Raw genomic sequence first — 19,868 nt, 5'->3', positions numbered from 1 at the left:
ACCCATCCAAGGACGCTATGAGGTGCCCATGACCAACATCAAGAACCTGCTGGGCGGCTCGCTGCTGGTCCTGGGGCTGCTCGCGCAGCCCCTGCCGGCGGCGGAGCAGCGCCAACCCATCCATTTCGCCGACCTCACCTGGGAGAGCGGCAGCCTGATCACCGAGCTGCTTCGCCTGCTCGTGGAAAAAGGCTACGGCTACCGCACCGAGACGCTGCCCGGCAGCACCGTCAGCCTGGAGGCGGCGCTGGCCCGGGACGACGTGCAAGTCATTGGCGAGGAATGGGCCGGACGCAGCCCGGCCTGGATCAAGGCCGAAGGCGAGGGCAAGGTGTTCGCCCTCGGCGATACCGTCAAGCACGCCACCGAAGGCTGGTGGGTGCCCGAATACGTGATCAAGGGCGACCCGGAGCGTGGCATCCCAGCCTTGGCACCGGACCTGCGCTCGGTAGCGGACTTGCCGCGCTACAAGGCGGTCTTCAGCGACCCGGAAAGTCCGGAGAAGGGCCGTTTCCTCAACAGCCCCACCGGCTGGACTTCGGAAATCGTCAACAGCCAGAAGCTCAAGGCCTATGGCCTGACCGACAGCTTCGTGAATTTCCGCACGGGCTCCGGCGCCGCGTTGGATGCTGAAATCAGCTCGTCCATCCGCCGTGGCAAACCGGTGCTCTTCTACTATTGGTCGCCGACCCCGCTGCTGGGCCGCTACAAGCTGGTACAGCTGGAGGAGCCACCGTTCGACGCCGCGGCGTGGAAAACCCTGGCCGATGCGCGATACCCCAACCCGCGTGGCACGCGCTCCATGCCGGCGCGGCTGACCATCGGCGTCTCCGCACCCTTCCGCGCCGAGTACCCCGAGCTGGTGGCCTTTTTCGAGAAAGTCGACCTGCCCATCGGGCTACTCAACAGCAACCTGGCGGACATGAGCGAGAAGCGACTGCCACCGCGGCAGGTCGCCGAACGTTTCCTTCGCGAACAGCCGGCCATCTGGCAGGCATGGGTGCCGGCCGACGTCGCTGCGCGCGTGAGCGGGAGCCTTTGACGCCATGTTCCCGCAAGCCCTGCACTACTCCATTGCCGACGCGGTGAATCGCTTCGTCGACTGGCTCGTTCTCCATTACGGCGATGCCTTCCGCGAGGTCTCCGACCACCTGCTGCAACTGGTCGCCGGCATCGAAGGCCTGCTGCGCCTCTGTCCCTGGTGGCTGCTTCTGGCCCTGGTTGGCGGCCTCGCCTGGCATGCCTCGCGCAGCTGGCGTCGGGCGGCCGTGCTGGTGGGGCTGCTCTTTCTCATCGGCGTGGTCGGACTCTGGGACAAGCTGCTGCAGACCTGCGCCCTGGTGTTGGTGGCCACCTTGCTGAGCGTTCTGATTGGCGTGCCCATCGGCATCCTCCTGGCGCGCAAGCCACTGGCGCGCCGCCTGCTGATGCCGCTGCTGGATGTCATGCAGACGCTGCCCAGCTTCGTCTATCTGATTCCAGTGTTGATGCTCTTTGGTCTGGGCAAGGTGCCGGCCATTTTTGCCACCCTGGTCTATGCCCTGCCACCGCTGATCCGTCTCACCGAACTGGGTATCCGCCAGGTCGACGTTTCGGTCACCGAGGCTGCCGCCTGCCTGGGCGCCAACCGTTGGCAGAGCCTGCGCCACGTGCAGTTGCCCCTGGCCCTGCCGACCATCATGGCCGGCCTCAACCAGACGGTGATGATGGCCCTCTCCATGGTGGTGGTCGCGTCCATGATCGGTGCTCGTGGATTGGGCGAGGACGTGCTGACCGGCATCCAGACCCTGAACGTGGGACTGGGTGTCGAGGCGGGCCTGGCCATCGTGGCGCTGGCCGTGGTGATCGATCGCATCACCCAGGGCTACGGCGATCCGGCGCAACGGGACGGCAGAATCAGGTAGGCCGCCGGGAGGCGCGGGATTAGGATGCGGGGGACTGCAGTACCAACAAGAACGGAGAAACCATGTCCCCCGCCCGCAAACTCCTGGTGCTTTACACCGGTGGCACCATCGGCATGCAGATGACCGAAGCCGGCCTGGCACCAGCCTCGGGATTCGAGGCCCGGCTGCGCGCCGAGCAGGCCGCGCAGCCGCAGCGTCCGACACCACCGTGGGTGTTCCGGGAACTGCTGCCGCTGCTGGACAGCGCCAACATGACCCAGACCAACTGGCTGACCCTGCGCAATGCCATCGTCGAAGGCGTGGAGCAGGACGGTTGCGACGCGGTGCTGGTGTTGCATGGCACCGACACCCTGGCCTACAGCGCCGCTGCGCTGTCCTTCCTGCTCCTCGGTCTCCGGGTGCCGGTCGTGCTCACCGGCTCGATGCAGCCCGCCGGTGTCGAAGGCGGCGACGCCTGGCCCAACCTGTTCGGCGCCCTGGCGCTGCTGGCTACGGGCGTCGTCCCCGGCGTGCACCTTTACTTCAACGGCCTGCTGCTCAATGGCGCCCGCGCCAGCAAGCAGAAGAGCAATGCCTTCGACGCCTTCATCGAGGCCCGCCGTTCGCGCACTGGGCAGCGCGCGTCGACATTCCCGGCCGAACTGGACTACCGCGTGCAGCGCCGGCCGGTGAGTCTCGCCGTGCAGCCGCTGTTTCCCGGCCTCGCCGCCACGCAGCTGCGCGCGGTGCTGGAGAGCGGCGTCCAGGGGCTCCTGCTGGAATGCTATGGCAGCGGCACCGGCCCTTCGGACAACGCCGAATTCCTCAGCGTCCTCAAGGACGCCCATGCGCGCGGCGTGGTCCTGGCCGCCATCAGCCAATGTCCGGAGGGCTCGGTGGAGTTCGGCGTCTATGCCGCTGGCAGCCAGTTGGCCAGCAGCGGCCTGGTCTCCTGCGACGGCATGACCCGCGAAGCCGCCCTGGCCAAGCTTTTCAGCCTGCTTGGCGCCGGCCTTGCCCAGGCAGAAGTGGAGCGCTGGCTTGCGCTCGACCTTTGCGGGGAATCGGTTGGCTGACAGCGCGCCCGTCTGACGAGCAGAAACGAGAAAGCCCGCACTAGGCGGGCTTTCTGATTTGGCGCATCCGGCGGGATTCGAACCCACGACCCCTGCCTTCGGAGGGCAGTACTCTATCCAGCTGAGCTACGGATGCGTATGGGGGCGCCATGATACCCATGTCAGACCCTTGCGTCCATGCGGCATAACCTTGTTCGCAATGTTGAACGATGGTGCCGCTTCTGGTCATCTTTGATCAGGATTTCGACAAACTGCACCCACTTTTTGTTGATTTTATCGAACGGCCTATTGCCCTTAAGTTTTTCGCACCCTAGGATTCCGTTTGAGATTTCAAACGCCCCCTCGCCCCTCCATAAGTCGGGCCGTTCCAATCACTCCGTCCTGGCCAATCCCGCATTGGCTGAAGAACCACAACCTGCCCCGGTGCCCGTGCAGCGCCGGTGTGAAGGAGACAGAGATGCAATTGAAAGACGCCAAGCTGTTCCGCCAGCAAGCCTATATCGACGGCACCTGGCTGGACGCCGACAGCGGCCAGACCATCAAGGTCAACAACCCGGCCACTGGCGAAATCATCGGCACCGTGCCGAAGATGGGCACCGCCGAGACCCGCCGCGCCATCGAGGCTGCCGAGCGTGCTCTGCCGGCCTGGCGTGCGCTGACCGCCAAGGAACGCGCCAACAAACTGCGTCGCTGGTTCGAACTGCTGATGGAGAACCAGGACGACCTGGGCCGCCTGATGACCATCGAACAAGGCAAGCCGCTGGCCGAAGCCAAGGGCGAGATCGCCTACGCCGCTTCCTTCATCGAGTGGTTCGCCGAAGAAGCCAAGCGCGTCTACGGTGACGTGATCCCCGGCCACCAGCCCGACAAGCGCCTGATCGTGATCAAGCAGCCGATCGGTGTGACCGCTGCCATAACCCCGTGGAACTTCCCCGCTGCGATGATCACCCGCAAGGCCGGCCCGGCTCTGGCCGCCGGCTGCACCATGGTGATCAAGCCCGCTTCCCAGACTCCGTACTCCGCCCTGGCCTTGGTCGAACTGGCCGAGCGTGCCGGCATTCCGAAAGGCGTGCTGAGCGTGGTCACCGGCAGCGCTGGCGAAGTCGGCGGCGAGCTGACCAGCAACCCGGTCGTGCGCAAGCTGTCCTTCACCGGCTCCACCGAAATCGGTCGCCAGCTGATGGCCGAATGCGCCAAGGACATCAAGAAGGTATCCCTGGAACTGGGCGGCAACGCACCCTTCATCGTCTTCGATGACGCCGATCTGGACGCTGCTGTAGAAGGCGCGCTGATCTCCAAGTACCGCAACAACGGCCAGACCTGCGTCTGCGCCAACCGCCTGTATGTTCAGGACGGCATCTATGACGCCTTCGCCGAGAAGCTGAAGGCCGCTGTGGCCAAGCTGAAGATCGGCAACGGCCTGGAAGATGGCACCACCACTGGCCCGCTGATCGACGAGAAGGCCGTGGCCAAGGTCCAGGAGCACATCGCCGACGCCGTTTCCAAGGGCGCCAAAGTGGTTGCCGGCGGCAAGCCGCACAGCCTGGGTGGCACCTTCTTCGAGCCGACCATCCTGGTCGACGTGCCGAAGAACGCCGCCGTGGCCAAGGAAGAAACCTTCGGCCCGCTGGCTCCGCTGTTCCGCTTCAAGGACGAGGCCGATGTCGTGGCAATGGCTAACGACACCGAGTTCGGCCTGGCTTCCTATTTCTACGCCCGTGACCTGGGCCGCGTGTTCCGCGTGGCTGAGGCCCTGGAGTACGGCATGGTGGGTATCAACACCGGCCTGATCTCCAACGAAGTGGCGCCCTTCGGCGGCGTGAAGGCCTCTGGCCTGGGCCGCGAAGGTTCCAAATACGGCATCGAGGACTACCTGGAGATCAAGTATCTCTGCCTCGGCGGTATCTGATCCAAAGACGGGGCAAGGCGCGAAAGAGCGCGCGGCGCCCCAGCTCCACCCCTAAAGCAAGCGAGCCTCCGGCAAGCCCGCGCAGTCGATCATCGAATGCTGCGCTGGCCCCTACCGGGGGCATTAATCCTTGAGAGTGCGCCGCCCGATGAGCGGCCGTGAGGAACTTATGAGCAAGAACGAATCCCTGCTGAAACGCCGTGCCGCTGCCGTTGCCCGCGGTGTTAGCCAGATCCACCCGATCGTCGCCGAGCGCGCCGAAAACGCCACCGTCTGGGACGTCGACGGTCGCGAGTACATCGACTTCGCCGGCGGTATCGCCGTACTGAACACCGGCCACCTGCACCCGAAGGTGATCGAGGCCGTTCAGGAGCAGCTGACCAAGCTGACCCACACCTGCTTCCAGGTTCTGGCCTACGAGCCCTACATCGAGCTCTGCGAAGAGATCGCCAAGCGCGTACCGGGCGACTTCGCCAAGAAGACCCTGCTGGTGACCTCCGGCTCCGAAGCCGTTGAGAACGCCGTGAAGATCGCCCGCGGCGCCACCGGCCGTGCCGGCGTGATTGCCTTCACCGGCGCCTACCACGGCCGCACCATGATGACCCTGTCCCTGACCGGCAAGGTGGTTCCGTACTCCGCCGGCATGGGCCTGATGCCGGGCGGCGTGTTCCGTGCCCTGGCTCCGTGCGAACTGCACGGCATCAGCGAAGACGAGTCCATCGCCAGCATCGAGCGCATCTTCAAGAACGATGCCCAGCCGCAGGACATCGCTGCCATCATCATCGAGCCGGTTCAGGGCGAAGGTGGCTTCTACGTCAACTCCAAGCCGTTCATGCAGCGTCTGCGCGCCCTGTGCGACCAGCACGGCATCCTGCTGATCGCCGACGAAGTGCAGACTGGCGCTGGCCGTACCGGCACCTTCTTCGCCACCGAACAACTGGGCGTCGTGCCTGACCTGACCACCTTCGCCAAGTCCGTTGGCGGTGGCTTCCCGATCTCCGGCGTCGTCGGCAAGGCCGAAGTCATGGACAGCATCGCTCCCGGCGGCCTGGGCGGCACCTATGCCGGCAGCCCGATCGCGTGCGCCGCAGCCCTGGCTGTGATGAAAGTGTTCGACGAAGAGAAACTGCTGGAGCGCAGCCAGGCTGTAGGCGAGCGCCTGAAGGCCGGCCTGCGTGAAATCGCAGCCAAGCACAAGGTTATCGGCGATGTTCGTGGCCTGGGTTCGATGGTTGCCATCGAGCTGTTCGAAGGCGGCGACGAAAGCAAGCCGGCTGCCGAACTGGTTGGCAAGATCGTGGCCAAGGCTCGCGAGAAGGGCCTGATCCTGCTGTCCTGCGGCACCTACTACAACGTCATCCGCTTCCTGATGCCGGTCACCATTCCCGACGCACAACTGGACAAGGGCATCGCCATTGTCGCCGAGTGCTTCGACGAACTGGCCTGATTGCTCAGGTAGTGAAAAGAGACCCGCTTCGGCGGGTCTTTTTTTGCCTGCGGGAATGGTTGCTGGCCGACCTTCGGCTTGCTTGGCGAATGAATTCGCCCCTACAGGTGCGGGCGATGCTTCGTGCCGCTGGAGCTTTCCTGCGCTGCGTTCAACCTTGGTCTACACCACTATCCCGCCCCCAAGCCGCGGTTTAGACTGCTCGCTTCACTTCTGACGACGAATCAGACCCCTCCTTCAGCCAATTCCTGGCTTGGCGATGGGTTGTCAGGGACGACCCTTCCGCCATTCGAGGTAGCCATGCCCTCCACCGCCCAGGTCCCGGAAATCCTGATTGCCGAGGCCGACCCGTGGACGGCCGATCTGCTGGCCCAGTTGGTCCTGGACATCCGCGGTGATGCCAAGGTGGTGCAGGTGGCTGACGGCCGCGAGGCGCTGGCGCGTTGCAAGCGGCGTCTGCCGGAATTGGTGATCGCCGATGGCGAGTTGGGCGGCATCGATGGCGTCGAACTGCTGCGTCAGCTGCGCCGCCACCCGCGCACACCGGCATTGCCCTTCGTCCTGATCAGCGCCCGCGTGGATGCCGCCAGCGTGCGGGCGGTGCGGCCGCTGGCACCCTCCGCTTACCTCGGCAAACCCTTCAATGCCGCCAAGCTGCGAAAGCGTCTCAGCACCCTGCTGCCGGCCAGTGAATCCGCCGTCGGCCAGCAGGTGCCTGCGCTGCTGGTAAACAGCCTCAAGGAATACCTCGACAGCGTGCGCGAAGAGGGGCAGGGCGCACCGTTGCTGGATGATGTGCGCGAGGCGGTCAGCCAGTGCCTGCAGGCCGATCAGGTCGATCTGCGCGACCTCGACGAAATCTTCTCCCGCGACCCGCAGATCACGGCGCGGCTGATCGCCGCCGCCAACAGCGCCGCCCAACACCTCGGGATGCCCTGTCAGACGCTGGCTCAGGCCATGCAGCGGCTCGGCGTCACCCGCGTGCTCAATCTCGTCCTTGGTATGGCCCTGCAGCGTAACGCCCGGCTGCACGACCCGCGCCTGGCGGAGCTGGCCGATCTGGTCTGGCAGGCCGCCCAACGCAGCGCCGAACTGGGCTACTGGATGGCCAGCGAACTGGAGCTGGACGCCGAGCTCTGCTACACCGCCGGACTGTTGCACAACATGGGCGAACTGGCTCTGCTGCGCAGCCTGCAGGACTGGCAGGACGCCGGCGGCAGCCTCGGCAACGAAGAACTGCAGGATGTGATGCAGCGAAGGGCAGCGGGCTTCGGCTCGGCCCTGCGCATCCGTTGGCGTCTGCCTTTCGGCCTGCGCGAACTGGTGGCGGCTTTCCACGGTCTGGGCGCGGGCGTGTTCTCCCGCGAGGCCCTGGTACTCAACCTCTGCGCCGTCCTGCTGCGCCTGCCGCACGGCGAAGCGCCGGCAGGCCTGATGGACGAGCGCGCGGCGCGCCTGCTGCGGCTCGATCCGGCACTGCTGGAGCGTCTCCCGGCGCGCCTGCTGTCCTGACGCCGTCCGGGCTGGCGCGCGGGCACCGGCATTGTCTAGTCTGCTGAAGTGCCCGTAACAGTTGTACGAGCCGTACAGGATTTTCTCCGGGAGTTGCACGGAACTGGATAACCGAGGCCATGCATGGCTGAAACCCTACGGGCACCCAAGGTGCTGATTGCCGACCCTGATCGCTGGAGTGCCGAGCTGCTTGTCGAGCTGGTGCGCAAGGCGCGTTGCGATGCACATCTCGAGGTGCTGCAGGACAGCCAGAGTGTGCTCGAGCATTGCAGTGCGAGCTGGCCTGACCTGCTGATCGTCGACTATGGCCTGCCGGGCATCGGTGGCCTGGAGCTGCTGCGCGAAGTCCGGCGCCAGCGTCGCCATCCGCCCGTCCCCTTCTTCCTGATCACTGATCGGGTGGACGCCTCCAGCGTTCGCGCCGCCTTGCCGCTGGCCCCCACCGCCTACCTGGCCAAGCCCTTCAATGCCGAGGACCTGTTGCAGCGCCTGCGCAATCTGCTGCTGGAACCGGGCGAGGAGGTCGCCTGCCCGCTGCCGTCCAGCCCGCCCATGCAGCGCCTGGAGGAGTATCTGGCCGAGGCGAGGGAAACCTCATCCGGTGCGCCGTTGCTGAAAGTCGTGCGTGAGGCACTGGACCACGCCATGCAGGCCCACCAACGCGACCTGGCCGAGCTGCAGCCGCTGTTTCTTCAGGACCCGCAGCTTACCGGGCAGTTGATCGCCGCCGCGAACAGCGCGGGCCAGCACCTCGGCAATAGCTGCCAGACCCTGGAGCAAGCCCTGGGCCGGCTGGGGTCGCAGCACAGCCTCAACCTCGCGCTGGGGCTGGCGTTGCAACGCAGCGTCGACCTCACCGATCCGCTGCTGTTACCCCATGGCGAGCGCATCTGGCAGCAATGCCAACGCACCGCCGAGCTGGCACGTTGGCTGGCCCAATGCCTGGAAGGGGATGGTGAGCGTTGCTACGCGGCGGGCCTGCTGCACTTGCTGGGTGATCTGGCGGTACTGCGCAGTATCCAGAGCTGGCGTGACCTGGGTGGCGAAGAGTTGACCGCCGAGCAGGTGGAGGAGGCTCTGCGCATCCACGCCGCGCCGTTCGGTTCGGCCCTTCGCACGCGCTGGCGCCTGCCCCTGGAACTGCGCCAACTGATTGCTGCCGCATACCAGTTGGGCGGCGGAGTCTATTCAAAGGACGCGCTCATCGTGCACATCGCCAAGCTGGCCGCCGAACTTCCGGAAGGCGAAGACGCAGCGCAGCTCGCCAATCACAAGGCCGCGCGGATGCTCGGCCTCGACGCCGCACTGCTGGCGTCGCTGCCGAATCTCGCGGTGTCAGCTCAGGCCAGTGCCTCCTCGACGAAATCCAGCCGGTCCTGACCGAAGTACATCTCTTCGCCGACGAAGCAGGTGGGCGCGCCGAATACGCCGCGCTTCACCGCTTCCTCGGTAGCGGCCTTGAGCGCGTCCTTCACCTCCTGATCGCCCACCAGCGCCAGCATCACCTGGGGATCGAAGCCGGCTTCCTGCAGGACGGCAGCCAGCACGGCGGGGTCGCCGAGATTGCGCTTGTCCTGCCAGAGCGCGCGGAACATCGCATCCAGGTAAGCCCCGAAGCGCTCCGGCTGGCGCATTTGCACGCCGATGGCGGCGCGCATCAGCGTCAGCGTGTTGATGGGGAAGAAGGGGTTGAAGTGCATCGGCACGCCATAGCGACGGGCGAAGCGCTGCATGTCGATCATGGTGTGGCGCGCCTTGGCCGGGACTGCGGCCGGCGAGGCATTACCGGTGGCCTGGAACACCCCGCCCAGCAGCATCGGGCGGTAACGCAGCGTGGCGCCAGTCCTGGCGCAGATCCCCGGCAGCTGGGTCCAGGCCAGGTAACTGGCCGGGCTGCCGAGGTCGAAGAAGAATTCGACCGTTTTGGTCATGGGTGCATTCTCGTCGTTGGTTATCGGCTACGACCAGGTAGGAGCGAGCTTGCTCGCGAACGAGGCCGTGCGGGGCATTTCGCGAGCAAGCTCGCTCCTACAGGGTTACCAGCGCTCCATCCAGGGCCGCAGATCCAGCTCGAACGTCCACGCATCGCGCGGCTGGCTGTGCAGGTACCAGTAGTTTTCGGCGATGTGCTCGGGGTCGAGAATGCCGTCCTGATCCTTCAGTGCGTAACGCTCGGGGAAGTTGTCGCGGATGAATTCGGTGTCGATGGCACCGTCCACCACCACATGGGCGACGTGGATGCCCCGTGGTCCCAACTCGCGCGCCATGCTCTGGGCCAGGGCGCGGATGCCATGCTTGGCGCCGGCGAAGGCGGCAAACCCGGCGGCACCGCGCAGGCCGGCGGTGGCGCCGGTGAAGAGGATGGTGCCGCGCTCGCGGGTGACCATGCGACGGGCCACCGCCTGGCTGGTGAGGAAGCCGGAGAAGCAGGCCATCTCCCAGATCTTGAAGTACTTGCGCGCCGTCTCTTCAAGGATGCTGCAGGGCACATTGGCGCCGATGTTGAAGACGAAGGCTTCGATGGGGCCGATGTCGCGCTCGATAGTTTCCACCAGTTGCGCAACATCCTCTTCCTTGCGCGCATCTGAGGCGAAGCCGTGAGCCTCGCCACCTTCGGCGCGAATCGCATCCACCAACGGCTGCAGCTTGTCGGCGCTGCGTCGGGTCACGCAGGCGACGTATCCCTCGCGGGCAAAGCGCCGGGCGATGGCACCGCCCGTGGCGTCGCCTGCACCAATTACCAGTACGACTTTCTTGTTGTTGCCCGTTGACGCCATGGTGGGTGCTCTCCAGGTAGTTGTTGCGGATATGGACGGCGATCGAGTCCGGGTGGGCCCGCCGCCACTGCTGGAATTTTTCAGGCCAAGGCCTCAGACACGAAGTCCAGCCGGTCTTGACCGAAAAACATTTCATCGCCGACAAACATGGTTGGCACGCCAAATACGCCGCGTGCTACCGCGTCCTTGATATTCGCTTCTAGTAAGGCGTCGATCTCCTCACTCGACGCGTTGGCTCGAAACATTTCCGGGTCGAAGCCGTTCTCGTGCAGCGTTTCGGCAATCACAACTGGGTCGTTCAGGTCTCGTGCTTCAACCCAGATGGCCCGGAACATTGCCTCCAGATAGTCTGTAAAGCGCTCATCACCTTGCAGTTGCAAGGCGATGGCTCCGCGTATCAGCGGCAAGGTGTTGATCGGAAAATTCGAATTGAATGACAACGCGACGTCGTAGCGTTTAGCAAAGCGTTGGAAGTCATTGAACAAATAGCGGCCTTTGGCTGGGATTCGAACGGGTGAGCTGTTACCGGTGGCTTCGAAGAGGGTGCGCAAGAAGACCGGGCGGTAAACCAGTCGGGCACCAGCTCCGACGCATATCGATGGAAGCTGGGTGTTAGCCAGATAACTCGTCGGGCTTACAAAGTCGAAGAAGAACTCAACGGAATTGTTCATTTCGCGTCCCTTGCCTTTAGGTATCGGTAGCGCCCATTTTTCCTGCGGTTGATGCGCTCTTGCTGGTATCCGGACCAAGTTGCACACCAAGCCTGGGCGGCCGTGGATTTATTGATAAACGATCGTTAGCTGAACGGACGTTATGCTATGCTCGCCAACGCGTCAAGCCAGTCCACCGGAGGTCGTCGTGCGTTACTCAGCCACCCACAAGGAAGAAACCCGCCAGAAGCTGCTGGAAAGCAGCGGTTCGATCGCCAAGCGCGGCGGGTTTTCCACCACCGGCGTCGACGGCCTGATGAAAGCCATTGGCCTCACCGGTGGCGCTTTCTACAGCCACTTCCCGTCGAAGAACGACCTCTTCACCGCCATCGTCCAGCGCGAGCTTTCGCAAAGCCTGATCGGCCATGTCGCTCGTGGCGAAGGCTTCTGCCGCGACAAGCTGGAGCGCTGCCTCGACCGCTACCTGAGCATGGCCCATCTGCAGAACCCCGACACGGGCTGCGCCATCCCCGCGCTGGGGGCAGAAATCGCTCGCGCCGATCTTTCCGTGCGCGAGGAGGCCGAGCACTGGATGCTGCAGTTGCAGCGCGCCTGGGCGGATATCCTCGAAGACCGCGAACTGGCCTGGGCGCTGATTTCCCAGTGCGTCGGGGCCCTGGTGGTGGCGCGCATGCTCGCCCGCGAAGAGATCCAGGCCGAAGTGCTGGATGCCAGCCGGGGTTTCCTCGGTCGGGTGGTGGATGACCGGCTACAGAAGTGACTGCTCCGCGCAGACGCTCAGAATCTGCTCCCTCAGCCAGACATTCGCGGGGTCCTGATCGAAAGGCTGCGCCCAGAGGAGTTCCAGGGAAAAGCTCGGCAAGTCGGGCAGCCGGCTCGTCGCGGTACGGGCGTCGCCCAGGCGTTCATGAACGCGCGCCGGCATGACCATCAGCAGCTCGCTGGCGGGGATCAGTTGCAAGGCCGCCAGGTAGTTGTTGGTCCGGGCGGCGATCTGTCGCGAGCGGCCCTGCTGCTGCAGCCAACCATCGATCATGTTGCGGTCCGAGTCCCAGGGCGTGGGAAATACCTGGCGCCGCGCACAGAAGGCATCCAGATCCTCCACGACCGCAGTGCCGGCGGCGCGTACGCAGAGCAAGTCATCTTTCAGTAGCGCCAGGCTTACCAGTCCGGGATGGGCGCGGTGCTGGTGCGGGCCGAATCCCAGGGCCAGGTCCAGTTCCCCGTGAACCAGCGCCTCGGCGGGGATTTCGCGCCCGAGGCGTTGAACGTCAAGGCTGACCGGGTAGCCGGCGTCGCTCAGCCGGCGCAGCAATGGCGGCAGGATCAGCAGCTCGAAATACTCCGGCGCGCAGAGGCGGAAGGTGCGCGGTGCCTGGCTGGGGTCGAAGGCGCGGGACTCGCTGAAGCAGGCGTTCATCAATTCGATCATGGCGCGCGCGTGGGGGCGCATGGCCATTGCCTTGCGGGTGGGGCGCATGCCGCTGCGGGTGGCGATGAAGAGTTCATCGTCGAGGGTGCCGCGCAGTTTCTTCAGGCTGTAGCTGACGCTGGAGGCGCTGAGGTTCAGTACTTCCGCCACGTCCCCCAGGTGCTGCCGCTCATGAATTTCGAGAAACACCAGCAGGTCCTGGATATCGATCTTGCGCAGTCCGTTCGCGAGCAGCATGGCCGGGTTCCATTGGGCGGGAGCGCCATCAGAACCCGTGCCAGTCGACATGGCAAGCACTCAGGCGGCCGCCGTGCGCGCCGGGCTCAACCGCGCCAGCCAGAGCATGCCGAGGACGATCAGTACAGCACCCGCCCAGGCCAGCGGCGCAGGCGCCTTGTGCAGCCAGAAGCTTTGCAGCAGCAGGGCGAACAGGCCACTCAGGTAGCTGTAGGCGATCACCGTGGCCGGCGGCAGCCAGTGGATGGCCCGGTGCAGCAACCAGAAGGTCGCCAGGGTGGCGGTCAGGGCCAGGTAGAACAGCCAGCCGATGTCGCGCAGGGTCATGCCTTGCAGCCCATCCCAGCGCTGGCCGAGGGTGCTGACCAGGGCCAGTAGCAGGCCGCCCGCCAACAGATTGCCGCAAGCCAGGGAAGCGGCGCTCCGGTCGGCGCCGAGCCAGGGTTTCAGACGCTGGCTGAGGGGGGCGTAGAGCGCCATGGCCAGGCAGCCAATGGCGTAGACCGTATAGCCATAGGTATCGAAGTGGGCATTGTCGAGGCCGAGCAGGGCCAGGGCGCCAAGCGCAGCGATCAGGGTTGGCCACAGTCGTTGCAGCACCGGTTTACCCAGCAGCAGGCGTTCACCGCCGAGGGTCAGCAGCGGCACGCTGACATACAGCAGCGCGGTGTCCAGTGCCTTGGTGTGTTTCAACGCTTCGAACAGGCTGCCGAAATAGAGTGCGAGCAAGCCACCCAGTACCACGTGGGCCAGCAGTGCGCGCCCGCCAGGAAGACCGGGATGGCGGAGCAGCAGGAAGGGCAGGAACAGGCTTCCCGACAGCAGTAGGCGCAGCGCAGTGAGCGGCAGCGCGTCGAGCGCCGGGCTCACCTCGGCGGCGGCGAAGAAAGACAGCGCCACCAGCACTGCCCAGAGCAGCATCGAGACGTGGGCATTGAGGCCGGGAGAAAGCAATGGGCGCATGGCGAGGCTCCTTCTGTGTGCAGGCGGCCATTGCGCCAGCGCAGCAAATCTCCGGCAAATCAGAAACTCGGGGGTGGATTCGGGAAATTGAATTGCTCAGCATGCCGCTAGAGTTATCCACATGCCCCCGCCTGGAGATACCCGTCATGGGTCAGGATCAAGCGTCATGCGCTGCCTTTGCCGGACTTTGTGCCCTGCTTGTGAGCGCGCCGGCCCTCGGCGATTCCCTGGCCGCGTCGAGCCGCGCCTACTTGCTGGAAGACAGCCATTTCCTCCGTGACGCCGCCTCTGAGCGCATCCAGCAGATCCGCTTTTCCTTCCGCGAACCGCCTCTGGACGAGGGGCAGTCGCCGGCCTGGGCGCGGGCCTTCGGCAGCCATGGTTCGGCTGATGGAGACCACCGGGCACCTCGTCGTGAGCGGGATACCGGCGGACTGCTGATCGGCAGTGAGCGCAAGCTGGTCACCTGGTTCATCGGTGCCATGGGCGGCTATTCGGCTACCTCGGTGGAGGTGCAGGACGTCGATGCGGATATCCACAGCCTGCACCTGGGGGCCTATGCCGGGACAAAGATCTACAACCAGATCGGCGTGAAACTGGGGGCAGCCTGGAGCGGCCACGACGGTGACCGGCGCGGGGCCGACGCCGATGGCGGCCAGGTGTTTGGCGAACTCAGCTACTCGCTGGATTTTCGCGACTTCAGTGCCGAGGGTTTCAGCGAGCTGGCCTATGTTCGGCAGGACAGCGACGCCCTCGGCGCCCTGGGTAGCCAGCGCGACGAAATCGGCTACAGCACCTTCGGCCTGCGCGGCACCACGCGTATCGAACTGGCTTCGGGGCGGCGCTTGACGGCACGCATCAGCTCCGGCTGGCGCCATGCCTACAGCGATAGCCGACTAGAAGATGAGAGCGGCGCCGCCGTGGCCTTGACCCGCGACACTTTCAGGCTGGATGCGGGGTTGGATTACCAGCTCACCGAACAGGCCTACGCCGGGCTGTTCTACAACGGCACCTACGCCGAGGACGCGCGGGACAACGGCCTGACGGCGCGGGTGAGCCTGAGATTCTGACCCCTTGTAGGATGGGTTGAGCTTGCGAAACCCATCCTACGAGAGAGCCTCGAATCGCGTCGTCCTCAGATTTCCTGCATATCGAAGTCGTTCTTGCCGACGCCACAGTCCGGGCAGATCCAGTCATCCGGTACGTCGTTCCAGGGGGTGCCGGCGGGGATGCCCTCGTCAGGCCAGCCCTTGGCTTCGTCGTAGATCAGGCCGCAGACCACACAAATCCAGGTTTTCATGCCGCTACCTCATGCTTGCAGCTGTGCTCGGGGAAGACGCGCGCCCGGAAGCGCGCGGTGTCGCGATCATAGGGGCGGCGTTGCGTCGCCCGTGCCCTATCCAAGGGTGGGTTGGGCTGGCTGTTCGGCCGCGTGCTCCTTCGGGTTCCAGCGGTTGGCGCGGGCGAAGGTGCCGAAATCGTTGAAGCGCACGCCCATCTCGCGCATCACCCGGTGCGCCACCGGCGCCGTCAGCTGGCGGATGTAGAAGGGTTCCTTGACCACGAAATGGTGGATGGCGTGGGTGCTGCCGAAGTTGAAGCAGAACGCCTGCAGCGGCCACATCCACCAGGGATTGAGCACCTGGGTCTGCTGGATCACGTTGCCCAGTTCGACGTCGCCGTAGTAGTGCATGTTGGAGCTGACGAAGTGCAGGCAGAAGGTGCGCAGCACGTTCGGGCCCACCAGCACCACCACCGCGATGTTGACGATGTTCATCGCCTCCAGAGTGCCTGGCGACCAGGCGATGGGCGCATTCAGGGCCCAGGCCAGGGTGTCGATGACGTGGAAGCCGAGGAATGCGTACCAGGTGCCCCAGTTCAGCAGGGCCAGCGGTGCGTAGACCTTCAGGGTGCGCCAGAGGATGCTGCGTTTCAGCGCCCAGGTCTTGGCCCGTTGCATGCGGATCAGCGACGACATGATGTTGTCTCCCACCATCAGCAGCCGCGCCAGGCCCCAGGGTTCGCCGTTGGTGATGGCACGTTCCTCCAGGTCGGTCTCCGTGCCCGAAACCTTGTGGTGGTTGAGGTGCAGGTGGCGGCGGACCCAGGGGTTGATGGTGCTCGGCCGCGCCATCCAGACCAGCGCCATCATCAGGTTGTGCGGCACCTTGCGCTTGCGGAAGTACATGCTGTGGATCAGGTCGTGCTCCAGCTCGTGGGTCAGCGAGGCGAAGAAGGCGTTGAGTAGCAGGCAGGCCCACCAGGCGATCTGGTCGTTCAGGTAGAGCAGGGCGGAGCCCAGCATGCCGGCCAGGGCGACGGCGAGAATGCCGGCGCCGATGGCGTCCTGGTGGTTCAGCACGGGGTAGCGCTGGCGCAGCTCGTTGCCGCGGGCCATCACCACTTCACGAATATGCGCTGATCGCTGCTGGTCATTCAGCGAGCGGGGGCTTGCGGGCTTGGCGGACATGCTTCCATCCTCTTATTGGAGATGGTTCTACTGTGCCGTTCCGGGCTGCCGTCGCGCCCGACCGAGCACGCCAACCTGTTGACCGGAAACGCCAACCTGCATGAGCGAACCCACTACCCTCGCCAGTTGGACCCGCGCCCTGCGCAAGCAGCTGGATGCGCTCGGCCTCGACAGCGCCGACCTGTGCCGGCAGGCGCAGCTCGACCCGGCGCTGATGGACGACCCCAACGCACGCTATCCCCTGTCCGCCACCACCCGGCTTTGGCAATTGGCGGTCGAGGCCAGTGGCGACCCGGCGCTTGGCCTGAAGATTTCCACCTACGTCAGCCCCACCACCTTCCACGCCCTGGGCTACGCGCTGGTGGCCAGTGGCAGCCTGCGGGAAGTCTTCGAACGCATCGTGCGATACCACCAGGTGGTCAGCGACGCGCTGGAGCTGGAGCTCAGTCGCCAGGGCGAGCGCTATCTGTTCCGTCTGCGGGTGCGTGACGACGGTTTCGAGCCGGCGCCGGAAGCGGTGGATGCCTTCGCCGCCATCTACGTGCGCACCTGCCGCAATCGTATCGGCCGGGACTACGCGCCGCTCGCCGTACACCTGCGCCGTCCGCAGCCGGTGAACCCGCAGCCCTGGCACCAGGTGTTCCGCGCGCCGCTGGTCTTCGGTGCCGAGGAAAACCTGCTGGAGTTCGCCGCCGAGGATTTCGAACGGCCGCTGGACGATGCCAATGCGGAACTGGCCGAGCACAACGAGGCGGTGCTCAAGCGCACCTTGGAGCAGCTTCAGCAGCCCACCTGGTCGCGCAAGGTGCGGGCCTGCCTGGAGGCGCAGTTGCCCAATGGCGAGCCTTCCGCCGAGCGCATCGCCCAATCCCTGCACCTCAGCCTGCGCAGCCTGCAGCGGCACCTGGCGGATGAGGGCTGTAACTACGAGCAGCTTCTCGGCGATACGCGCCAGGCGCTGGCGCTGGTCCATATGCGTGACCCGCGCTGCTCCATCAGCGAGATCGCCTACCTGCTCGGCTTCGCCGACACCAGCAGCTTCAGCCGCGCCTTCAAGCGCTGGACGGGGCAGAGCCCGAGCCAGTATCGCGAAAGCCTCACCGCAGGTCGTTGAGCGCAGCTGGTTTCCCACAGTTGAAGGGCTACGCCTTGCCCTGTGCTGCGCGCTTGAGCAGGTCCGGATCGAGAATCTCGATCTCCCCGTAATTCAGGCGCAACGCACCCTGTGCCTCCAGTTCCTTGAGGATCTGGTTGGTGGTCTGGCGGGAGATCGACAGCATCAACGCCAGTTGCTCCTGGGCAAGGTGGATCGAGCGCCGGCGCACCGTCAGGCCGCCATACCCCTCGGCGATCATCAGCAGCCGCCGCGCCAGGCGCTGGGGTGCCGGCAGCAGGCTCATTTCCTCCAGGGCGATGAACGCCAGGCGCAGCTTCTGGCTCATCAGCAGGGCGAAGTCGCGCCAGCGCGAAGGCTGTCGCTCGAGCAGGGCCAGCAGCGGCGCCTGGGGTAAGTGGAGCAGGGTCACCTGGCCGTCGGCGAAGGCATCGTGGGTCCGTGGCTGACCGTCGAACAGGGAGATTTCGCCGAACCAGTGGGGCGGTTCCACCAGCACCAGCAAGGCCTCCTTGCCACTCTCGCTGATGCTCCCGACGCGGACCGCACCCTCCAGCACTGCATAGAGTCCACAGGGCGGATCGCCCCGGCGGAACAGGCGCTGGCCAGGCTCCAGCCGGCGCAACTGAGCCATGGCCAGGAGCTCGTCCTGCAGGGCGGCGGGCAACAGGCTGAACCATTGGCCGGTCAGCAGGAGGTCGCGATGGTGCTTGAATTCGGTCATGGTCTTTGTCGGCTAGCTGACAGAGGTTGTCTGGGGCATGGCGCCATTATCGGCGCAATTGCCTGCAAACCTGAGGACACAACAATGAAAACCCTCATCGACCAACTTGGCCAGTACGCCGAGTACCACCGTGACCGCCGCAACATCGCGACCCATTTCGTCGGCATTCCGCTGATCGTGGTCGCCGTCGCTGTCTTGCTGTCCCGTCCGGGGACGGAAGCCTTCGGCCTCTGGTTGTCGCCGGCGGCGTTGGTCAGCCTGGCTTCGGCGCTCTACTACTTCCGCCTCGATGTGCGTTACGGCCTGGTGATGGCCGTGCTGCTGGCAGTGAGTCTGTGGATCGGCGCGGCCCTCGCCGTCCAGGGCACCGCCACCTGGCTCGGCGCCGGGTTGGGGCTGTTCGTCGTGGGCTGGGTGATCCAGTTCGTCGGGCATTACTACGAGGGCCGCAAGCCGGCCTTCGTCGATGATCTCACCGGGCTGATCATCGGGCCGCTGTTCGTGGTGGCCGAACTGGGCTTCCTGCTGGGGCTGCGCAAGGAGGTCGAGCACGCGGTGGAAGAGCGTGCGGGCCCGACTTGCATCCGGGAGAAGAAGGCGGCGGTTTGATGTATCGAGGGATATCCGACTTCCCTCACCCCCGGCCCCTCTCCCAGAGGGAGAGGGGTGACTCGCGCATGGCACTCACTGGCCATCCAGCTCGTAGGGTGGGCTTCAGCCCACCGTCGCGGGTCAGCGTGGGCTAAAGCCCACCCTACAAAGCTCCCACAGCGGCAGGCCTTCGGCCTGCTTGGCGAATGAATTCGCCCCTACAGGGTTAGTGCCGCAATTCAGGGCGTGGGGGAAAGGTTGCCCAACACCAGCAACTGCCCACTCATCGACCGCGCCTGGCGGTCCACCATCATCGGTGCGTAGGGCCGGCCGGAGGCGCTGACCATCGTGTTGTTCCCGCTGTTCAGGTCGTTCAGCGCGGTCCGCAGGAAGCCCCAGCGCGTCTTCAGCTTGGCCAGCGACGGGTCGGCCTTTTCATCCAGCGGTGCCAACTCCTCATCGATGGCCGGCAGCAGGCGGCGTTCGTCCTGGCCGATATAGGTGTCGCCGTTCTCGCGGGAAATCTCGAAGGTGCCGATGTAGGACCGGCTCAGGTACTGGACGTTGAGGTACTCGACCTTGGCGGGCAGCGCCTCGGCCTCGCTGGTGCCGGCCTGGGCGCGGGCGGCGATAAGGAGGTCGCGCAATGCCTTGGACAGCTCCTGGGGATAGCGCCACGGCACGTCTTCTTCCTTGTGGCCGTAGGAAACGCCCTGTTCGAGCTGGGTAACAAATGCGTCATGGGCCTTGCGCAAGTCCTCGCTGGGCGTGGAGATGCGCAGGTAGTCGGCATCCAGCGCCTTGAGGTCGCTGCGCATTCGTTCGGCATGGACATCCTGGAAGCCTTCCCCGCGATACAGCAGCAGGCTGGCCGTGGCGCGGCTGGCGTGAACCTGTACCAGTTCAAGGGGCGGAAGCTCGGCGGCGAGGATGGGCATGGCGACGCCCAGGAGAAGGCCGAGCAGCGGGGACAGCAGAACCTTGCGGATCATGTTGGGTGCTCCTGTTCTTGTTGTTCTGAGGAGTCGATAGGGGTGCCGGCACAGCCTACTGCGCCGTGGG

At 65.2% G+C, this 19,868-nt stretch carries 20 protein-coding genes and 1 tRNA gene; 11 read left to right on the top strand and 10 right to left on the bottom strand.

Annotated elements, in window-relative coordinates; all coding sequences use genetic code 11:
- Positions 1-28 precede the first annotated feature (28 nt).
- From DM872_RS11125 to DM872_RS11115, 3 genes are all read left to right on the top strand, one after another.
- On the top strand, positions 29-1,042 hold the full coding sequence (locus DM872_RS11125) for an ABC transporter substrate-binding protein (RefSeq protein WP_179059552.1): 1,014 nt from the start codon (positions 29-31) through the stop codon (positions 1,040-1,042).
- 4 nt (positions 1,043-1,046) lie between these two features.
- Positions 1,047-1,904, top strand: a complete 858-nt coding sequence (locus DM872_RS11120; protein WP_179059551.1) for an ABC transporter permease — start codon at positions 1,047-1,049, stop codon at positions 1,902-1,904.
- A 62-nt stretch (positions 1,905-1,966) separates the two neighbouring features.
- Positions 1,967-2,959: an asparaginase gene (locus DM872_RS11115; protein WP_179059550.1), complete on the top strand. Its 993-nt coding sequence runs from the start codon at positions 1,967-1,969 to the stop codon at positions 2,957-2,959.
- Positions 2,960-3,018: 59 nt separating this feature from the next.
- On the opposite strand, the gene DM872_RS11110 is transcribed toward DM872_RS11115, so the two are convergent.
- A tRNA-Arg gene (locus DM872_RS11110) sits at positions 3,019-3,095 on the bottom strand.
- 321 nt (positions 3,096-3,416) lie between these two features.
- Here DM872_RS11110 and gabD point away from each other — a divergent pair.
- The 4 genes from gabD to DM872_RS11090 all read left to right on the top strand — a co-directional run bounded on the left by gabD (position 3,417) and on the right by DM872_RS11090 (position 9,207).
- Complete coding sequence (gene gabD / locus DM872_RS11105; RefSeq protein WP_179059549.1) at positions 3,417-4,868, top strand: NADP-dependent succinate-semialdehyde dehydrogenase; 1,452 nt, start codon at positions 3,417-3,419, stop codon at positions 4,866-4,868.
- A gap of 169 nt (positions 4,869-5,037) precedes the next feature.
- The gene (gene gabT, locus DM872_RS11100; RefSeq protein ID WP_077524532.1) at positions 5,038-6,315 is read left to right on the top strand and encodes a 4-aminobutyrate--2-oxoglutarate transaminase; all 1,278 of its coding nucleotides are present in this window, start codon (positions 5,038-5,040) and stop codon (positions 6,313-6,315) included.
- Positions 6,316-6,615: 300 nt separating this feature from the next.
- Positions 6,616-7,827: an HDOD domain-containing protein gene (locus DM872_RS11095; RefSeq protein ID WP_179059548.1), complete on the top strand. Its 1,212-nt coding sequence runs from the start codon at positions 6,616-6,618 to the stop codon at positions 7,825-7,827.
- Between the two features lie 123 nt (positions 7,828-7,950).
- On the top strand, positions 7,951-9,207 hold the full coding sequence (locus DM872_RS11090; protein ID WP_179059547.1) for an HDOD domain-containing protein: 1,257 nt from the start codon (positions 7,951-7,953) through the stop codon (positions 9,205-9,207).
- On the opposite strand, the gene DM872_RS11085 is transcribed toward DM872_RS11090, so the two are convergent.
- The 3 genes from DM872_RS11085 to DM872_RS11075 all read right to left on the bottom strand — a co-directional run bounded on the left by DM872_RS11085 (position 9,168) and on the right by DM872_RS11075 (position 11,275).
- A complete protein-coding gene (locus tag DM872_RS11085; RefSeq protein WP_179059546.1) occupies positions 9,168-9,758 on the bottom strand; it encodes a 2-hydroxychromene-2-carboxylate isomerase in 591 nt (196 codons plus the stop codon). The two genes, DM872_RS11090 and DM872_RS11085, sit on opposite strands and share 40 nt — an antisense overlap.
- Positions 9,759-9,863: 105 nt before the next feature.
- The gene (locus tag DM872_RS11080) at positions 9,864-10,604 is read right to left on the bottom strand and encodes an SDR family oxidoreductase (protein WP_179059545.1); all 741 of its coding nucleotides are present in this window, start codon (positions 10,602-10,604) and stop codon (positions 9,864-9,866) included.
- An 80-nt stretch (positions 10,605-10,684) separates the two neighbouring features.
- Positions 10,685-11,275 (bottom strand): 2-hydroxychromene-2-carboxylate isomerase, encoded by a 591-nt coding sequence (locus DM872_RS11075; protein ID WP_179059544.1) that lies wholly within the window; start codon positions 11,273-11,275, stop codon positions 10,685-10,687.
- Between the two features lie 187 nt (positions 11,276-11,462).
- On the opposite strand from DM872_RS11075, the gene DM872_RS11070 reads away from it, so the two are divergent.
- Positions 11,463-12,035: a TetR/AcrR family transcriptional regulator gene (locus DM872_RS11070; RefSeq protein ID WP_179059543.1), complete on the top strand. Its 573-nt coding sequence runs from the start codon at positions 11,463-11,465 to the stop codon at positions 12,033-12,035.
- Here the strand turns inward: DM872_RS11070 and DM872_RS11065 are convergent.
- Both DM872_RS11065 and DM872_RS11060 read right to left on the bottom strand, forming a co-directional pair.
- Positions 12,024-12,944, bottom strand: coding sequence for a LysR family transcriptional regulator (locus DM872_RS11065; protein WP_179059542.1), 921 nt, complete (start codon positions 12,942-12,944; stop codon positions 12,024-12,026). The two genes, DM872_RS11070 and DM872_RS11065, sit on opposite strands and share 12 nt — an antisense overlap.
- 60 nt (positions 12,945-13,004) lie before the next feature.
- Positions 13,005-13,907 (bottom strand): DMT family transporter, encoded by a 903-nt coding sequence (locus DM872_RS11060; protein ID WP_179059541.1) that lies wholly within the window; start codon positions 13,905-13,907, stop codon positions 13,005-13,007.
- A 146-nt stretch (positions 13,908-14,053) separates the two neighbouring features.
- Here DM872_RS11060 and DM872_RS11055 point away from each other — a divergent pair, with 146 nt between their 5' ends.
- Complete coding sequence (locus DM872_RS11055; protein WP_179059540.1) at positions 14,054-14,977, top strand: autotransporter outer membrane beta-barrel domain-containing protein; 924 nt, start codon at positions 14,054-14,056, stop codon at positions 14,975-14,977.
- Positions 14,978-15,042: 65 nt separating this feature from the next.
- On the opposite strand, the gene DM872_RS11050 is transcribed toward DM872_RS11055, so the two are convergent.
- Complete coding sequence (locus DM872_RS11050) at positions 15,043-15,207, bottom strand: rubredoxin (RefSeq protein ID WP_077524539.1); 165 nt, start codon at positions 15,205-15,207, stop codon at positions 15,043-15,045.
- Positions 15,208-15,303: 96 nt separating this feature from the next.
- Positions 15,304-16,377 carry a fatty acid desaturase gene (locus DM872_RS11045; protein WP_179059539.1) on the bottom strand — a complete coding sequence of 358 codons (1,074 nt, stop codon included), beginning with the start codon at positions 16,375-16,377 and terminating at the stop codon, positions 15,304-15,306.
- A gap of 100 nt (positions 16,378-16,477) precedes the next feature.
- On the opposite strand from DM872_RS11045, the gene DM872_RS11040 reads away from it, so the two are divergent.
- Positions 16,478-17,491, top strand: coding sequence for an AraC family transcriptional regulator (locus DM872_RS11040; protein WP_179059538.1), 1,014 nt, complete (start codon positions 16,478-16,480; stop codon positions 17,489-17,491).
- A 28-nt stretch (positions 17,492-17,519) separates the two neighbouring features.
- On the opposite strand, the gene DM872_RS11035 is transcribed toward DM872_RS11040, so the two are convergent.
- Positions 17,520-18,215, bottom strand: coding sequence for a Crp/Fnr family transcriptional regulator (locus DM872_RS11035; RefSeq protein WP_179059537.1), 696 nt, complete (start codon positions 18,213-18,215; stop codon positions 17,520-17,522).
- An 84-nt stretch (positions 18,216-18,299) separates the two neighbouring features.
- Between DM872_RS11035 and DM872_RS11030 the strand changes: the two genes are divergently transcribed.
- Positions 18,300-18,824 carry an Mpo1 family 2-hydroxy fatty acid dioxygenase gene (locus DM872_RS11030; protein WP_179059536.1) on the top strand — a complete coding sequence of 175 codons (525 nt, stop codon included), beginning with the start codon at positions 18,300-18,302 and terminating at the stop codon, positions 18,822-18,824.
- A gap of 221 nt (positions 18,825-19,045) precedes the next feature.
- On the opposite strand, the gene DM872_RS11025 is transcribed toward DM872_RS11030, so the two are convergent.
- Positions 19,046-19,798 (bottom strand): hypothetical protein, encoded by a 753-nt coding sequence (locus DM872_RS11025; RefSeq protein ID WP_179059535.1) that lies wholly within the window; start codon positions 19,796-19,798, stop codon positions 19,046-19,048.
- Positions 19,799-19,868: the final 70 nt, after the last annotated feature.

This window comes from Pseudomonas taiwanensis (genome assembly GCF_013393345.1).
Taxonomy (GTDB): Bacteria; Pseudomonadota; Gammaproteobacteria; order Pseudomonadales; family Pseudomonadaceae; genus Metapseudomonas; species Metapseudomonas resinovorans_C.
Note: the sequence above shows the minus strand (reverse complement) of the source record. Positions and strands in the feature narration are given on the sequence as shown.

Coding starts and splice junctions, on each gene's coding strand:
- DM872_RS11125 (WP_179059552.1), top strand. CDS start 29: ATGACCAACATCAAGAACCTGCTGGGCGGCTCGCTGCTGGTCCTGGGG.
- DM872_RS11120 (WP_179059551.1), top strand. CDS start 1,047: ATGTTCCCGCAAGCCCTGCACTACTCCATTGCCGACGCGGTGAATCGC.
- DM872_RS11115 (WP_179059550.1), top strand. CDS start 1,967: ATGTCCCCCGCCCGCAAACTCCTGGTGCTTTACACCGGTGGCACCATC.
- gabD (WP_179059549.1), top strand. CDS start 3,417: ATGCAATTGAAAGACGCCAAGCTGTTCCGCCAGCAAGCCTATATCGAC.
- gabT (WP_077524532.1), top strand. CDS start 5,038: ATGAGCAAGAACGAATCCCTGCTGAAACGCCGTGCCGCTGCCGTTGCC.
- DM872_RS11095 (WP_179059548.1), top strand. CDS start 6,616: ATGCCCTCCACCGCCCAGGTCCCGGAAATCCTGATTGCCGAGGCCGAC.
- DM872_RS11090 (WP_179059547.1), top strand. CDS start 7,951: ATGGCTGAAACCCTACGGGCACCCAAGGTGCTGATTGCCGACCCTGAT.
- DM872_RS11085 (WP_179059546.1), bottom strand. CDS start 9,758: ATGACCAAAACGGTCGAATTCTTCTTCGACCTCGGCAGCCCGGCCAGT.
- DM872_RS11080 (WP_179059545.1), bottom strand. CDS start 10,604: ATGGCGTCAACGGGCAACAACAAGAAAGTCGTACTGGTAATTGGTGCA.
- DM872_RS11075 (WP_179059544.1), bottom strand. CDS start 11,275: ATGAACAATTCCGTTGAGTTCTTCTTCGACTTTGTAAGCCCGACGAGT.
- DM872_RS11065 (WP_179059542.1), bottom strand. CDS start 12,944: ATGCTGCTCGCGAACGGACTGCGCAAGATCGATATCCAGGACCTGCTG.
- DM872_RS11060 (WP_179059541.1), bottom strand. CDS start 13,907: ATGCGCCCATTGCTTTCTCCCGGCCTCAATGCCCACGTCTCGATGCTG.
- DM872_RS11055 (WP_179059540.1), top strand. CDS start 14,054: ATGGGTCAGGATCAAGCGTCATGCGCTGCCTTTGCCGGACTTTGTGCC.
- DM872_RS11050 (WP_077524539.1), bottom strand. CDS start 15,207: ATGAAAACCTGGATTTGTGTGGTCTGCGGCCTGATCTACGACGAAGCC.
- DM872_RS11045 (WP_179059539.1), bottom strand. CDS start 16,377: ATGTCCGCCAAGCCCGCAAGCCCCCGCTCGCTGAATGACCAGCAGCGA.
- DM872_RS11040 (WP_179059538.1), top strand. CDS start 16,478: ATGAGCGAACCCACTACCCTCGCCAGTTGGACCCGCGCCCTGCGCAAG.
- DM872_RS11035 (WP_179059537.1), bottom strand. CDS start 18,215: ATGACCGAATTCAAGCACCATCGCGACCTCCTGCTGACCGGCCAATGG.
- DM872_RS11030 (WP_179059536.1), top strand. CDS start 18,300: ATGAAAACCCTCATCGACCAACTTGGCCAGTACGCCGAGTACCACCGT.
- DM872_RS11025 (WP_179059535.1), bottom strand. CDS start 19,798: ATGATCCGCAAGGTTCTGCTGTCCCCGCTGCTCGGCCTTCTCCTGGGC.